Annotated in this window: 16 protein-coding genes and 1 pseudogene; 11 read left to right on the forward strand and 6 right to left on the reverse strand. The window is 34.4% G+C overall.

Going from position 1 to position 14,082, the window contains the following annotated elements:
* Window positions 1-59: 59 nt before the first annotated feature.
* The 3 genes from QNH20_RS01245 to QNH20_RS01255 form a co-directional block, all read right to left on the reverse strand.
* Window positions 60-863 (reverse strand): DUF4097 family beta strand repeat-containing protein, encoded by an 804-nt coding sequence (locus QNH20_RS01245; protein ID WP_283921141.1) that lies wholly within the window; start codon window positions 861-863, stop codon window positions 60-62.
* Window positions 864-927: 64 nt separating this feature from the next.
* Window positions 928-1,860: an ABC transporter permease gene (locus QNH20_RS01250; RefSeq protein WP_283921142.1), complete on the reverse strand. Its 933-nt coding sequence runs from the start codon at window positions 1,858-1,860 to the stop codon at window positions 928-930.
* Window positions 1,857-2,768, reverse strand: coding sequence for an ABC transporter ATP-binding protein (locus QNH20_RS01255; protein ID WP_283921143.1), 912 nt, complete (start codon window positions 2,766-2,768; stop codon window positions 1,857-1,859). The genes QNH20_RS01250 and QNH20_RS01255 overlap by 4 nt, the downstream gene beginning before the upstream one ends.
* 193 nt (window positions 2,769-2,961) lie before the next feature.
* On the opposite strand from QNH20_RS01255, the gene QNH20_RS01260 reads away from it, so the two are divergent.
* The gene (locus tag QNH20_RS01260; RefSeq protein WP_283921144.1) at window positions 2,962-4,746 is read left to right on the forward strand and encodes a helix-turn-helix transcriptional regulator; all 1,785 of its coding nucleotides are present in this window, start codon (window positions 2,962-2,964) and stop codon (window positions 4,744-4,746) included.
* A 253-nt stretch (window positions 4,747-4,999) separates the two neighbouring features.
* On the opposite strand, the gene QNH20_RS01265 is transcribed toward QNH20_RS01260, so the two are convergent.
* Complete coding sequence (locus QNH20_RS01265; RefSeq protein WP_283921145.1) at window positions 5,000-6,412, reverse strand: aminotransferase-like domain-containing protein; 1,413 nt, start codon at window positions 6,410-6,412, stop codon at window positions 5,000-5,002.
* Between the two features lie 112 nt (window positions 6,413-6,524).
* Between QNH20_RS01265 and QNH20_RS01270 the strand changes: the two genes are divergently transcribed.
* The 3 genes from QNH20_RS01270 to QNH20_RS01280 all read left to right on the forward strand — a co-directional run bounded on the left by QNH20_RS01270 (window position 6,525) and on the right by QNH20_RS01280 (window position 8,220).
* Entirely contained in the window at window positions 6,525-7,451 is a 927-nt protein-coding gene (locus QNH20_RS01270) for a DMT family transporter (RefSeq protein WP_283921146.1), read from the forward strand.
* Between the two features lie 168 nt (window positions 7,452-7,619).
* Complete coding sequence (locus QNH20_RS01275) at window positions 7,620-7,835, forward strand: helix-turn-helix transcriptional regulator (RefSeq protein WP_283921147.1); 216 nt, start codon at window positions 7,620-7,622, stop codon at window positions 7,833-7,835.
* Window positions 7,828-8,220 (forward strand): DUF2178 domain-containing protein, encoded by a 393-nt coding sequence (locus QNH20_RS01280; protein ID WP_283921148.1) that lies wholly within the window; start codon window positions 7,828-7,830, stop codon window positions 8,218-8,220. Before QNH20_RS01275 ends, QNH20_RS01280 begins: the two co-directional genes overlap by 8 nt.
* A 186-nt stretch (window positions 8,221-8,406) precedes the next feature.
* Here QNH20_RS01280 and QNH20_RS01285 read toward each other — a convergent pair whose 3' ends face one another.
* Window positions 8,407-9,156, reverse strand: coding sequence for a M15 family metallopeptidase (locus QNH20_RS01285; protein WP_283921149.1), 750 nt, complete (start codon window positions 9,154-9,156; stop codon window positions 8,407-8,409).
* A gap of 152 nt (window positions 9,157-9,308) precedes the next feature.
* Between QNH20_RS01285 and QNH20_RS01290 the strand changes: the two are divergent.
* The 6 genes and pseudogenes from QNH20_RS01290 to QNH20_RS01315 all read left to right on the forward strand — a co-directional run.
* A pseudogene (locus tag QNH20_RS01290) lies at window positions 9,309-9,404 on the forward strand (VOC family protein); the annotation flags it as partial.
* Window positions 9,405-9,537: 133 nt separating this feature from the next.
* Window positions 9,538-9,741: a helix-turn-helix transcriptional regulator gene (locus QNH20_RS01295; RefSeq protein WP_283921150.1), complete on the forward strand. Its 204-nt coding sequence runs from the start codon at window positions 9,538-9,540 to the stop codon at window positions 9,739-9,741.
* On the forward strand, window positions 9,741-10,178 hold the full coding sequence (locus QNH20_RS01300) for a hypothetical protein (RefSeq protein ID WP_283921151.1): 438 nt from the start codon (window positions 9,741-9,743) through the stop codon (window positions 10,176-10,178). Before QNH20_RS01295 ends, QNH20_RS01300 begins: the two co-directional genes overlap by 1 nt.
* Before the next feature lie 66 nt (window positions 10,179-10,244).
* Entirely contained in the window at window positions 10,245-10,649 is a 405-nt protein-coding gene (locus QNH20_RS01305) for a VOC family protein (RefSeq protein ID WP_283923322.1), read from the forward strand.
* Between the two features lie 325 nt (window positions 10,650-10,974).
* A complete protein-coding gene (locus QNH20_RS01310) occupies window positions 10,975-11,517 on the forward strand; it encodes a helix-turn-helix domain-containing protein (RefSeq protein ID WP_283921152.1) in 543 nt (180 codons plus the stop codon).
* Window positions 11,518-11,971: 454 nt separating this feature from the next.
* Window positions 11,972-12,328, forward strand: a complete 357-nt coding sequence (locus QNH20_RS01315; protein ID WP_283921153.1) for a PH domain-containing protein — start codon at window positions 11,972-11,974, stop codon at window positions 12,326-12,328.
* A 336-nt stretch (window positions 12,329-12,664) separates the two neighbouring features.
* On the opposite strand, the gene QNH20_RS01320 is transcribed toward QNH20_RS01315, so the two are convergent.
* Window positions 12,665-13,291 carry an FMN-dependent NADH-azoreductase gene (locus tag QNH20_RS01320; RefSeq protein WP_283921154.1) on the reverse strand — a complete coding sequence of 209 codons (627 nt, stop codon included), beginning with the start codon at window positions 13,289-13,291 and terminating at the stop codon, window positions 12,665-12,667.
* Window positions 13,292-13,460: 169 nt separating this feature from the next.
* Between QNH20_RS01320 and QNH20_RS01325 the strand changes: the two genes are divergently transcribed.
* On the forward strand, window positions 13,461-13,934 hold the full coding sequence (locus tag QNH20_RS01325) for a MarR family winged helix-turn-helix transcriptional regulator (RefSeq protein WP_283921155.1): 474 nt from the start codon (window positions 13,461-13,463) through the stop codon (window positions 13,932-13,934).
* Window positions 13,935-14,082: the final 148 nt, after the last annotated feature.

The following is a 14,082-nucleotide window of genomic DNA, read 5'->3' on the forward strand; positions in this document are numbered from 1 at the left end:
TCTAACCAGGTTATTTTTTGTAATGAGTTAAGCTAATATCTTGTTTTATATAAAAATGTTTATTTTTTATTTCTTGTTATATTACCTTTAATATTATTGATATTTACCTTCCCATTTCCAGTCTGAGTGATTTCCACATTTTTTGATACATAATTGATATCAAGGGAACCGTCTCCAACATGGATTTTAGCTGATCCATCTATTTCATCGACTTTGATGTGTCCATTAAGATTCATAATTTTTACATCTGAATCAATATTATGAAGGGACAGATTACCGTCTCTATTATTTATATCAATAGGGCCATCTATGTTCATCGCTTGAATCTTCCCATTTTTATTATTTAGTGTAACCTTTGAAGCGATATCTCGAATTTCCATGTCGCCATCCCTGTTCTCGATTAGTACAGGTCCCTCTGAGTTTGATACATTAATATCACCGTTTACATTTACAATTTCAATATTGGAAGACAGATCGGATATACTAATATTTCCATCTCTGTGTGTATTCATGTCTAACTGAAGGTGCTTTGGTATCTTAATGTGAAGGTCAACTGATCCTGAACCCATCGCAAAAAATTGACCATCAAATGTAGCATCTAAATAGGCGATGTTTTTTCGTTCTTTTAAACTAAATTTCAGTTTATCCATACTGATGCCATTAGCCTTTACTAGTGCAGTGACCTCAATCTTTTCGGAGTTCGAATGGCCTGTAATTTCTACCTCTCCATTTCTATTGTTAATAACAAGTTTGGAAATATCTTTTACTGGAAGTTCAACTTCCTTTGTAGTTGATTGTTGCTTACATGCTGAAATAAGAGTTAACAGAGATAGAATGACAAAACACAGCATTAATTTTTTCATATATTCTCCTACTTTCCGGATTTGGATATCAGACTACCCTGACAACAAACTAGTGCTGTATTTTTTAAGCTACGTCACGTTTGACAAAAATAGGGTATGATATCAGATGGAGTATCAATAGATGTAAGATAATAAATCCAACTGATAAACCTAGTGTCATTCCTTCAACTGAAGGTGTTCCGAATATAAATTGGTTAAGCTCTGTATGAGAAAAGACGAAATACTTCGTCCAGTACCATCCATTCATTGCAATAGATAATATAAATCCAACTAATGTTACTAGAATGGAGATAACAATGGAAAATGTGGTACTCCGGAAGGCTGCGGAGATCATAAATGCCAATGTGATTGCCAGAAACAGAAACGGAATATTTAAAAGATAACTACCTATTAATGCAAAGAAAATAGGAACTCCTACAACAGCTTGATCCTTTACAAAAAAGTAGTTATCACCTAATCCGTCCAATCCGAATATGAAACTACTAAATAAAATAGCCATCAATATGCCAACTAATGTTAAAAAAAGCCCGAACAATATGGCAGCGGTATATTTAGCGAAATAGATTTTCGTCCGACTAGCTGATTGGGTTAGTAAAAGTTTGATTGTTCCAGAACCAAACTCAGCAGCTACAATTTCTCCGCCTATAATAATAGCAATAAGTGAAACCGCAAAAATAATATTACTAATCTGACCAACGGCAAAACTCCATGCATTTGTGTCGGGGGGGATATTGTTCTCTAAATAATATTGATTCAGTAACAATTTTTTCTTAGCTTGTTTTTCTTCAATTATCAACATATTTGATTTTTCTATTTCCTTACTAAGTGAAATATTCTCCTCTTCAAGCTTCGTCCTCCAGTCTTTACCGAAAGCAGTATCTTCTGCAGTTTTTAAATTTATAATCTGGATTAATACATACATGATGACTAATGAGACCATAACCCAAGTGCGCTTACGTTTATATATTTTCATGTTTTCATTACGTATTAGGTTCAATGAATATTCCCTCCAGTAATTTCTATAAATTTGTCCTCAAGCGTCTTTTTGACAGTTTGGACATTATATACATTAATACCTTCACTCAACAGCTGCTGACTTATTTCAGGAATGCGTTCTTTAGGAATGCGTACCTTAATTTGTTTTCGATCGGCTATAATTGCTTTTCCAGACAGTAAAGATTGAAGTACTTGTATAGCGTAATCCGGGCGATCGACTTCAAATCTTACTTCTGAACATTCATCTTCCACCATTTCTGATACATGATGAATGCCTATCAACTTTCCTTTGTTTAAAATGGCCACTCGGTCACACATCATTTCCATCTCGGACATTAAATGACTTGAAATAATAACTCCTACACCTTCGTTTTTCACTATGGATATTAAATGTCCCCTCAATTCACGGATACCAGCCGGATCAAGTCCGTTAGTTGGTTCATCGAGAATGAGCAAGGAAGGCTTATGAACCAAAACAACGGCAAGACCTAGACGTTGTTTCATACCAAGAGAATAGGTACTGACTTTATCGTTAATGCTGTGCTCCAGTCCTACTAAAGATATAACTTCGCTGATTCTTTTTTTCGATACCTTTGAATTCATTCTTGAAAAATGAACTAGATTATCATATCCAGATAAGTATTTGTACAAATCAGGATTCTCCACAATGACTCCAACCTGCTTCATTGCTTTTTCAAAATGAAGAGAAGTGTCCTCTCCGTTAATGAGTACCTTTCCTTCTGATTTGCTAACTAGTCCCACAATCATACGAATTGTGGTTGTTTTTCCAGCTCCATTCGGACCGAGAAGACCTAAAATTTCCCCCTTGTCCATTTCTAAAGATAAATGGTCTACAATAATCTTGTTCCCAACTTTTTTAGTAAGGTCACTTATTTGTAGTAACGACAATGACTTTCACTCCTTCAATTAATAATTTGAATGAGATATAATTTATTTTGGAATCGTCTCAGACACTATCAATCTAACAAAGCAGCTGTCATAATCCCTAGTTACAAAATGTAATAACCTTGATATGACAAAGAAAACCTGCTTTTTAAATCATTCTAATCACATTTTATTTTTTTTGATCGGAGCTGTACGAATGCGTATTTTCATAAATCGATGGTCATGGCAAGATTGGTCCATTTTTACGTTACGAACCGTGTGGATCATTTTAGTTATCATTTTCATGTATAAAGACAAAGCAAATTTTCCTTTTTGGATGGTTTGTATTGCTCTTCTCGTTTGCAGTACAATTCCTTTTTTATTTGTAGGAAGACAATATTACCGATATTTTATTACTGAGTGTTTGGTTGCCGGTGGCTTCTCGCTTTTTCTTGCTTACCATTTAGAGTTGACTAGGTTATTTGCTCCAATACTTTTTACAATTGCATTCTATTCTCGAGGTAAACAACATTGGTTTTCTCTGCCTATTTCTGTAATTTTGTTTATTTTAATTGCGGGTGACTCGGTAGTTTCATCACTGACAAGTCCTTTGATTTGGCAAAGCTTAATGGATGCCCTTATTTTTTATGGAGTTAGCTTTTCTCTACAGATGGGGGCTGTCTCTATTAATGCAATTAAGCAAAAACTAAAACTAATAGAAGAGCAATATTCGATTCTGGAACAATATTCATCACAAATCGAAAAAATGACTCTTCTGGAAGAACGATATCGTATGGCACGTGAACTTCATGATACGATTGGGCATTCATTTACCTCTATGATTTTAGGCATGGAAACACTAATCCCTCATATTAATTCAAGTGAAGGAAAGACCAAGCTGCAAAGCATGCTAAAACTTGCTAGAACTGGACTAGAAGATATTAGACGGCAAGTGCATCAAATGGATCCCTTAGAAGAAAATTTGCCATTGGATCGTTCTCTTCTTCAAATCATGGAGGAGTTTAAAACAAATACAGGAGTACATGTTATTTTTCGCACAATGGGTGAACCTTATCCTGTAATGAAGCAAGCTAAACTTACATTGTATCGGTGCTTACAGGAGACTTTGACTAATGCCAGCCGTCACGGTCAAGCTAGTTCCATTCAAGTTCTTCTTCAATATGACCAAGCTCAAATAATGCTGCAGGTACAGGATAACGGAAAAGGAAGTGAAAAAATTCAATATGGATATGGACTTTCAAGTATGAGGGAACGTCTTGCTATGCTGCAAGGCAAGTTTTATATCGATACTCAGAAGGATGAAGGTACAATTATCACCTGTATGATTCCAAATCAAACGAATGAGGGCAGTCATAAAATTAAAGTTCTTATAGTGGATGATCAACCGCTAGTCCGTGAAAGTTTAAGGCTATTGTTAGGGGAAGAAAAAGATTTTCAGGTTTTTATTGCTGGAAACGGAAAACAAGCAATTGAGGATTGCCAGAAAAATTGTTCCGATATAATATTAATGGATATTAACATGCCAGAAATGGATGGTATAACTGCAACAAAAATAGTTAAAGAAACTTGGCCGCATATACGTGTTATTATGATTACAACTATTGAGGATGTGTCTTATGCGGCGACAGCTCTGCGGATTGGAGCAGAAGGATACATACTAAAATCCGTTAATCCAAAGGAATTGGCAGCAACGATCCGTCTAATTTATGGTGGTGGAACGATGATCACACAAGATGTAGCACAACAATTACTTGAAAATCAGATGGGAACTAAAGTAGAAAATCCTTATCAACTAACCGAAAGAGAATTGGAAATACTTCGTGGGTTGGCTGAGGGAACTCGTAATAAAATACTTGCTCAAAAGTTACACTTATCTGAAGGAACAATAAGAAACTACATTTCCACTATCTATTCTAAACTACAGGTACAAGGAAGAGATGAAGCTGTGGAGAAGGCGAAAAGAGAGAATCTAATTCAATAACTGTTCTGGGCAGAGCGATATCTTTTATTTTTGGATCACTTTAATTATTGAGGCATCAGGCGGTTTTTTAACTGCCCAATGCCTTTTTTAAAAGAAAAGAAAAAATAATTTGTGTTTCGGTGTCTATCTCGAAGTATCCTCCTCTCGTGCTTAATTCCGATATTAGGGACATACTAATTAATGAAGTGTCTTTACATTTGTATCATTTGAAGCGGACCTCTTTTGTTTTAGTATACTTTTAATCCAAGCCTCCTCAATTAGTTAGAGATTGTGCCAATGCGACAAACCTTTTTACCCCTTCACTTAGTTGTTTTTCATTTACGTAAGAAAAGCTTAAGCGTATCCAGGATGATAGTTGTTTTAATGGATCACAAACTTGACCTGGCACAAATGATATAGATTGTTCGATACTTTTTGTTAATAATAATTCAGTTGGAATTTTATCAGGGAGCTGCACCCATAAATTCAGACCACCTTTTGGACTGGTCCATTTCCAATCTGTTACTTTCAGTTCTTCCTCCATGATTTCCTTTCGGATCTCCAGAGCAATCCGGATTTTCTCCAAGTGTTGCTGCAATCTAAGTGATGAAAAGTAATGGAGAAAAATTTTTTGATTGAGAAGTGGTGAACCATTGTCAGTTAACGATTTTATTGTTATTAGTGATTTCATTAAGGATGATTGACAAATAACAGTCGCAATTCTCAAACCAGGTGAGATATATTTGCAAAAGCTTCGGATATAAATGACTGTACCGGCAGCATCATATGTGTAAATTGGCGGCGGCGGGGCATGATCAAAATATATGTCGTGATAGGCATCGTCCTCAATTAATAGACATCGATATTGTTCAGACAATTCAACTAATTTCTTGCGCTGACTGACTGAAACAGTATAACCAGTCGGGTTATGGAATGTTGGGTTGAGATAAAATAGGCGTGGTTTATATTGTTTAAGATATAGTTCAACCCGCTCTAAATCGTACCCGTCTGGATGGATATCAACCGTTACAATTTGTGCTCCTTGTGCTCTAAAAATATCAATCGCAGCACTATAGCTTGGACGTTCAAATAAAACGGTGTCCCCTGACTTAATAAAAGTTTGAGCGATTAAGTGAATCGCTTGTTGTGAGCCAGAAGTAATTAGCAGATCATCTGTATTGAGATGAGTTTTATACTGGTTGATAAAATATTGAGTGAGGGCTTCACGTAACTCTAAATCCCCTTGCACAGTTGAGTAGGTTGCAAGTACTTTTGGATAAAGGTCGAAAACTTTCTTCACGTAATCTGAAAAATATTGATTTGGCAAAAGATTTGGATCAATTAACGCCTGAGAAAAATGAAAGGAAACAGGTGATTGATGGATTTCAGATAAATGATTTTTTTGAACATATGCAGAAACAATTGGATTGTCCAGATATTCAAGGTTTTTCGTCACATTTGATTGGACAAAATAGCCTACTTTATCTTTCACATAAACTTTGTCATGCTGTTTCAGTAATTGATAAGCCTTTAATACAGTTAATCGATGAATATTCATCTCAGATGCTAATTGCCGGACGGAGGGGAGCTTTTTATGTTCTTTCCATTCTTTACGTTCTATTCGGTGCAGTACATAATCATATACTTTCTTAAAAAGATAATCTTCATTTTGAATCGCATTGCTCACATCGATTCCTCCTATTCAAAACGATTGTACCACGATCCAATCCAATCTGTTCTATCCTTTTCAATCTGTTCTATAGTCCTTCTTTTATGATAGAAAAAAGGAGGAGTTTTATATGGTGGTTATTAATTATTTCTTCATGTGTTTGATTTTTGGAACGACATTTTTAGCGATTAAAATTGGTGTTGATGCAGGAGTGCCTCCATTTTTATCAGCTGGACTTCGTTTTTTCATTGCTGGTTTGCTGCTATTTAGTTTTATGGTTTGGAGAAGAAAAACGACAATATCGTTATTATTTAGGAAAGAGATGTTTTTTACTGGAGTAGGTTTAACCTTTGGGACGTTTGCCACTTTATATTGGGCAGAACAGTATGTGACATCAGGGATTGCAGCTGTCTTATCTGCTACCGCTCCGATGATGATCATCGTTATTCAGACATTCATATTGAAGCAAAAGGGAAATCGAAAATCATTGATTGGTTGTGTCGTAGGAGTCATTGGTGTCACGTTCTTAATCTTACCTAGTTTTTCAATTGAGATTAGTCCCTTTTGGGTGGTTGGCTGTTTCGCCATTATAATCGGTCAAGTTTTTTATGCATCTGGGACGATTTATACGAAGCATGTTATCCGAAAATTTGAAAAGACATCAGCGATTGCCTTAAATGCAGCACAAATGATGCATGGAGGGATTTTATTAATCATTTTATCATTTTTCACCGAGAACATTCAGCTTGATTATCTTTTAAGCCCAGCTTCAATTGGCTCTCTTCTTTATTTAATTATTTTTGGTTCAATGATCGCCCATAGCATTTATTATTGGCTTGTCTCACGGACAAATCCCGTTTTTCCTTCTACATGGCTGTATATCTCACCATTAATTGCCGTAATATTAGGAGTTATCTTTTACCATGAATATATTTCTTGGCTAACAGGCATAGGTGCTTTAACGATTATTGTCGGAACGGTTTTAGTTAATATCGAAACATTACGGGAGTTGTTTCGGGGGAAGCGGACTGTACTTCGAGATGTTAAAAATACCTGAGTTCTCTTTCAACGATTTTTGTTCCTTAGTTTACTGAATTAATTAATGGTTATAAAGGCGTATAAGACAAAGAAGGTGTAAAAAATGTTTGACACCTCCTTTGTCTTTTTTTATCATAGAGGTGTAAAAGGTTTTTTACACCTTATGGATGCAGAGGTGGTATATGGAATGGAAAATAGAATTAAGGAGTTCAGAGAAAAAAACAGTTTTTCACAAGGGAAATTAGCAGAACTATGTAATGTAAGCAGGCAAACGATTAACGCTATCGAGAATAACAAATATGACCCCAGTTTACAGTTAGCGTTTGATATTGCAAGTAATTTAGGAACCACTATGGAGGAATTATTTATACGCTCAGAGAATGGAGGAAAAAGAAATGGATAAATCAAAAAAAATCGTCGCTGTTTTAGCCTTTGGTGTTTTTTGTATGCTTGTTGGAGTTACCTTATACAAATGGGTACGATTTGGCACTATAGATGGAGGTTCTATATTTTTTAGTTTCCTTGCCTTATCATACTTTTTAAATTGGGTTAAATGGGGCAACCATGAAGGCGGTGGAGAGAAAGACGAATTAGACAGGCATATTGAAACCCAGAGTGCAAAGATAGGGTATTTTGTGTTAATGATTTTGGCAGGTTTAATTCTTTTCATTTCTGAAGGTGTATCTAATTTAAACGATATTAAGAATTTTCCTTTACTTATTGTGGTTGGTCTTACATTTGTTACACTTCCGATTACAGAGTTAATATACTCAAAGAAGTATAAATAATTTTTACACATCACAAAATGTGAAAACCTTTAATCAACAAACGGGTGCAAGATTTAAAAAGCCGGCTGCTATTATTGGGCAGCTTTGCTTGTTAGCTAACGGAACAGGATTGTAGAAAAAGGTATAAAATAAAAAACAGCATAAATATAGAAAAAAGCGATTCATGTTAGAGAATCGCTTTTTTACTTATTTTGAAACAGGAGTTACTTGTAAATATTCTTCTAACGTAATACCGCGATTTTGGATTGCAGTTGAAATATTACCCACATAACGAATATGCCAAGGTTCGTATTTATAACCCGTAATGGATTCTTTTCCCTTTGGATAGCGAATGATAAATCCATACTTCCCGCAATTATTCTTTAACCAAGCAGCTTCTTTCGTATTAGCAAAACAAGATGTTGCCGCACATTTCCCATCTCTTCCGCTAACATCAATGGCTAAACCAGTTTGATGTTCGCTTGTTCCAGGAATGGCGCTATAGGTTCGAGCTTTTTCAAAACCATCTCTTTTTACATAATTGTTAAATAACACTTTTTGAGTATTATACGAACGATACGCAGATACACCGCTTAAATAAATTCCATCTTTTTGGGCTGCAGCAAACATTCTTTCCAAAGCTGTTGCCGATTCTTTTCTCATTTTACGCTTTTCTATTTTTTCACTAAATAAAAAAGGTACATTGGGATAGACTAGATCCTTCGGAACATAGGTAACAGGCATATAATACTTTTTATTCACAACTGCCGCAATCGATGCTGGATACGAAGTCAAGGTAACGGCACTTATCTTCGTTTTAGAGGGGGAATTCGATACATTCTTTTGCTGTATTTTAGATGATTTAGGCTGAGTTGATTTGTCTAAATTTTTCGTGCAGCCAATCACATTGATTATTAAAAAGATCACCAGGAATACACGGATACTATTCTTAAACATTAAAATGCCCTCCTTTAAATTTTACGTTTATTTTTATAATGGATTTAAAAAGGAGGATTATTCTTGAATAAGAAATTGTGCTTTTCCAAATAAAATCAAAGAATCATTAGTGCAAGAAAATTTTCAGGAAGATATTTAAAACGGAGAAAAAAATGACTTCAAAATTCGTTCGTCATATTTGTATACTGACAAAACACTACAAAGAAACCTTGAGATTTTATAAGGACATTCTTGGTTTTGAATTAATTGAAGAATTTCCAATAGTAAAGGTGCAGTTTACTCTAAAAAAATATTTTGCGAAAGTTATTTTTAATTTTTATGTAACATATATTTTACTAAAAGTAATATATATGTTACATTTTATTTGTGGGAGGTGGGTGTTTGAGAAATTCTGTAAAAGTTGCGAGGGTAAAAAAGGATCTTACGCAACAGCAATTGGCAGATGCTGTGGGTATTACACGCCAAACGGTAAGCTTAATTGAAAAAGGAAAATATAACCCATCTTTAAAGTTGTGTTTACAGATTTGCTATGTCGTAGGCGGCACTTTAGATGAACTATTTTGGGTTGAAGAGGAGAACTTTTAATGAAGAAAATAACAGACGAGCGCTTAGTACTTAGAAATTTACAAAATACAAGAATTGTTTATATTGTACAAACGTTTGGGATTCTCTGTATCTTGGGATATGATCTATTTACTAGTGGGATAGACGGTATGCGTGACAATCCTGTTTGGCTTGTATTTATGGTTTCAGCAATTGTATCAGCTTATTTATCAATGAGTATCAGTGTTGAGCACGAGAAAAAAATTCGTAATCCCAAAAAATCATTTATCATTTCAACTGTAATCACATTAGTCATTTCTATTATATTTGCGTACTTTGTTTCAATTACCCCAGAGTCAGGGCTGTCAGTAGGAATTTTAACCGGTTTAATTATATTAATTTGTTTTCTTATTCCAAATATCTATATCTACCGTTTGAGAATGAAACAACTAATAGATTTAGATGACTTAGAGGAATAATTAATACTTCAGCATTTGAGGTATCATTGATGAATTTTTTAAATTTAAGAGGGTGTAATGAACATTATGGTAAAAAAATACGTTCACCATTTATGTATTCAAACCAATACTTATCTGGAAACATTAAAGTTTTATACGGAAGCTTTAGGATTTGAAATAGTCCAAGAATCCCCGGATTTTCATGGGAGACAGTTTAATAGTTGGTTAAATCTAGACGGTTTTTATATTGAGCTGCAAACTGGTAAAAAGAATGAAGTCCTTTTAGAAAATAATTCTAACGGTCAAGGGATTGTTCACTTTTGTATATGGGTTGAAAATCTCGTGGACGAAGTAGAACGCTTAAAAGCAATGAATGTGAATTTTATTAGTAAAAAGGGTGAGATTGTTTACCATGTTGAAAATGGCCACCTTTGTAAAATAAAAGCTCCAGAAGGTACAATTGTGGAATTGCGTGATAATAAAGGTATATAAGGGAGCGTTTGTTGAATAATCAAGAAAAGGGCGCTTAAATGGAATAAAAAGGAGAGCTCATATTTAGTCATGTATAATATGTGTTCTCTTTTTTTATATAGGTGTCATGATAATTTATTTTAGATTGATAATTTGTAATAAAGTTTGATTAAAATCCTGTATTTATTTATACAGGATTTTTTTGTAAGTTAATTGTTCAAAAAAGAATAGGAGTAAACGATATTCACGAATGAATTTTGAAGTATATTTTTTGAATTATTTACAAATTCAGTAACAAATGCTATTATCATTTTATAAAATGATAATGATCGTGGAGGGAAATACAATGACCAAAAAAGCCGATTTACTTCTTCATCCTATTCGAATGCGGATTGTACAACAATTGCTGCTAGGTAAACCACTGACGATTGCTCAACTTGTAGATGCGCTTGGAGATGTTCCACAAGCTACAATATATCGTCATATTAATCTTTTACTTGAGGCAAATTTTATTGAGATCATCGATACGAAAAAAGTTAAAGGAACGGAAGAACGGGTGTTTTCGGTCAAGAAAGAGAACTTACAAGTTCCCGAAACCGAGATTGAAATGACTTCACAAGAAGACCATATTCGGTATTTTTCAGTATTTCACGGTAATTTACTTAAGTTAGTGACATCCTATCTGACGGAGACATCCCCTAATCAGTATAAAGAAGATGGATTCGCTTATTGGAATACACCTATTCATCTGACGGATGGAGAATTCCAGGAACTCGTCCAGTCTATTACTAAGTCTATTGAAAAGGTTATAAATAACAAGTCGACGCCTGAAAGAACCACTCGAATTTTTGCAGGCATGTTTATTCCGCAAAAATCACAAGAAAAATAAAGGGGAATTATTTGGTGCCTGTTTATATTAACGCTGACACTAATGATGGGCGCCTTACTATTTAGATCCTCGGCAGTTGCTGTGTTATCGATTTTTCTTCTGATTCTTTTGAAAGCCATAACCGCATTTGGATATGAATTTCAAATTATAAATCCCGCACATTTGACGAATCATGCAATCAACATCATGATAGCTGGTAAAGCTTTACCTCACTTTTTTACAATGTGGCTGTAACGCTATTTCTTATAGTACTTTCCTGTTCTTATCAAAATCCCTTTTATCGCGAAAAGAGTTACTTTCTATGTGACTAATTGTTTATAACAGTAATCTTTATGAAGCATACGCATGAAATGAGATTAAAAGATAATAAAGTGAAACTTCCATCAGGAGGGGTCTTACTGCCCGTTAATGTGGAATAAACGAATTGTGACATTGTAAGAGGAGGAGATAAAATATGAGTGTTCAAATTGTATTGGATGACAGTGATTTAATATTGAATATTTCAGGATCGACAGCGATTACAACTATGAGAAGGAAGATAAAAATTCCTTACACTTCGGTCGAAGAAGTACAGGTGGGAAATTTCAAGTTTCCCTGGACAGCTATAAAAAGAACAGGCATTACTACATTTAGCTATAAAGCCGGAATTTTCCTTATTGATGGAAAAAAATATTTCTTATCCTATCATGACACCAATAAAGTAGTAATTCTTGATTTGAAAGGATATGAATTTGACAAAATAGTAATTGAAAGCGAAGAACCAGAACAACTGGCAAACAATATTTTGATGCGCTGCTCTTCACAAAAATAATAAAACCCATTATTTTTAAGGGCTTCATTATTCAGATTTTAGTCTATCAAGAGTAATCCCCTGATTATGCCCTTTCCTTCTTACTTTTATTGTACATGAATTAGAAAAAGCCGAAACCGTACGATATTGGAATCGGCTTTATTATTTTTTGGATAGGTAGAAAATGATCAACCTTTTTTAAAAGGTCCATACTTAAAACTGTTAAAAAAGAATCCACGTTGATCAATTTTTTCAAAAATAGATTCAATTTATTTATCATAATACGAATAAAAAATCAGTACCACCACTATAAAAGTGTTAGTACTGCAAATTGAGTGACAGTTATTTTTGTTTTAATTAGAACGTACTTGCTAATTTAACAGCTTTTTCAAGGCCATCGGCAATAATTTCTTCTTCTTTATCTGGGAATTGGTTGTGACCTTCAATTACTACGGTCTTTATATCTTTTACACCGAAGAAGCCCAACATACTTGCTACATATTTAACAGCCATTTCTAATTCAGCTGCCGGTCCTTTAGAATATACACCACCGCTTGCGTTTAATAATGCAATTTTCTTATTTCCAATAAGACCTAATGGACCTTCTGGCGTATATTTAAATGTTTTGCCCGCGCGGTTTAAGTAATCAATATATGTGTGTAGTACAGCTGGGATTGTTAAATTCCATAATGGGAAAGCAAAGACAACTTTATCAGCTGCAAGGAATTGATCTAAATATTTATCAGAAACAGCTACTGCTTTTGCTTCTTCTGCTGTTAAATCAAGACCTCTATTAGCCTTAAATGTGCCGTTAATCATATCTACTCCTACATATGGCAATTCTTCATTGTATAAATCAAGCTCTACCACTGTATCATTTGGATGTGATTCTTTATAGCTCGCTAAAAAAGCCTCATATAATTTCACACTAACCGCCTGATCTGCTGGACGATTGTTTGCTTTTACAAATAAAACTGTTGTCATTCTCTTTTCCTCCTGTTGCTCACTCGTACGTTGTTATATATTATTCACTAAAAAAGGCATCCTATTGTAGTTGTAAAAATATAGTCAATTTGATTGACTATAACTCAGATAGTACAATAAGGTTTAAATATAGTCAACTTAATTGACTTTATTCGAGGAGGTAGAATACATGAATGATCAGTTGTTTAGTGAATTGGATCTTGCCGCGCTTTTGTCATTATCCTTTAGTACATTAATTAATGAATTACATGATAGATTAAGTGAGTTGGGATATGGAGATATTAAACCTGCACATGGTTTTATGTTTAAACGTATCATTCCTAATGGAGCGACAGGTATAGAACTAGCTGAATATTTAGGAATTACAAAGCAAGCTGTAAGTAAAATGGTGGATTATCTTGAGAAAAGTGGTTATGTAATGCGAAAAACTCATTCAACTGATAAGAGAGAGAAAATTATTGTTTTGACCGAACGTGGCTGGTTAGTAATAAAAGCAAAAGAGGAGATACTAGCTGAGATAGAACGACGTTGGATTGACAACATAGGTGCCGAACGAATGCAAATGCTAAAAGAGGATTTAACAAAATTAGTTTATGAAAAAAATGAAGATAAATGGTCATCGAGGTTACGACCTGTTTGGTAAGCATAGAGTCAATAAGGGGGACCAACTGCACATTAGAAGAATAAAATCCCCCTTCTCATGGCTTCTACATTTTTAATGAAATTGTGAAACAAAAAAAAGAGAGGAAAATTTCCTCTAGAAACGCCAGAATCAAGCTTTTGTTGCCTTG

It is taken from the genome of Neobacillus sp. WH10, assembly GCF_030123405.1.
In the GTDB taxonomy this organism is placed as follows: Bacteria; Bacillota; Bacilli; order Bacillales; family Cytobacillaceae; genus Neobacillus.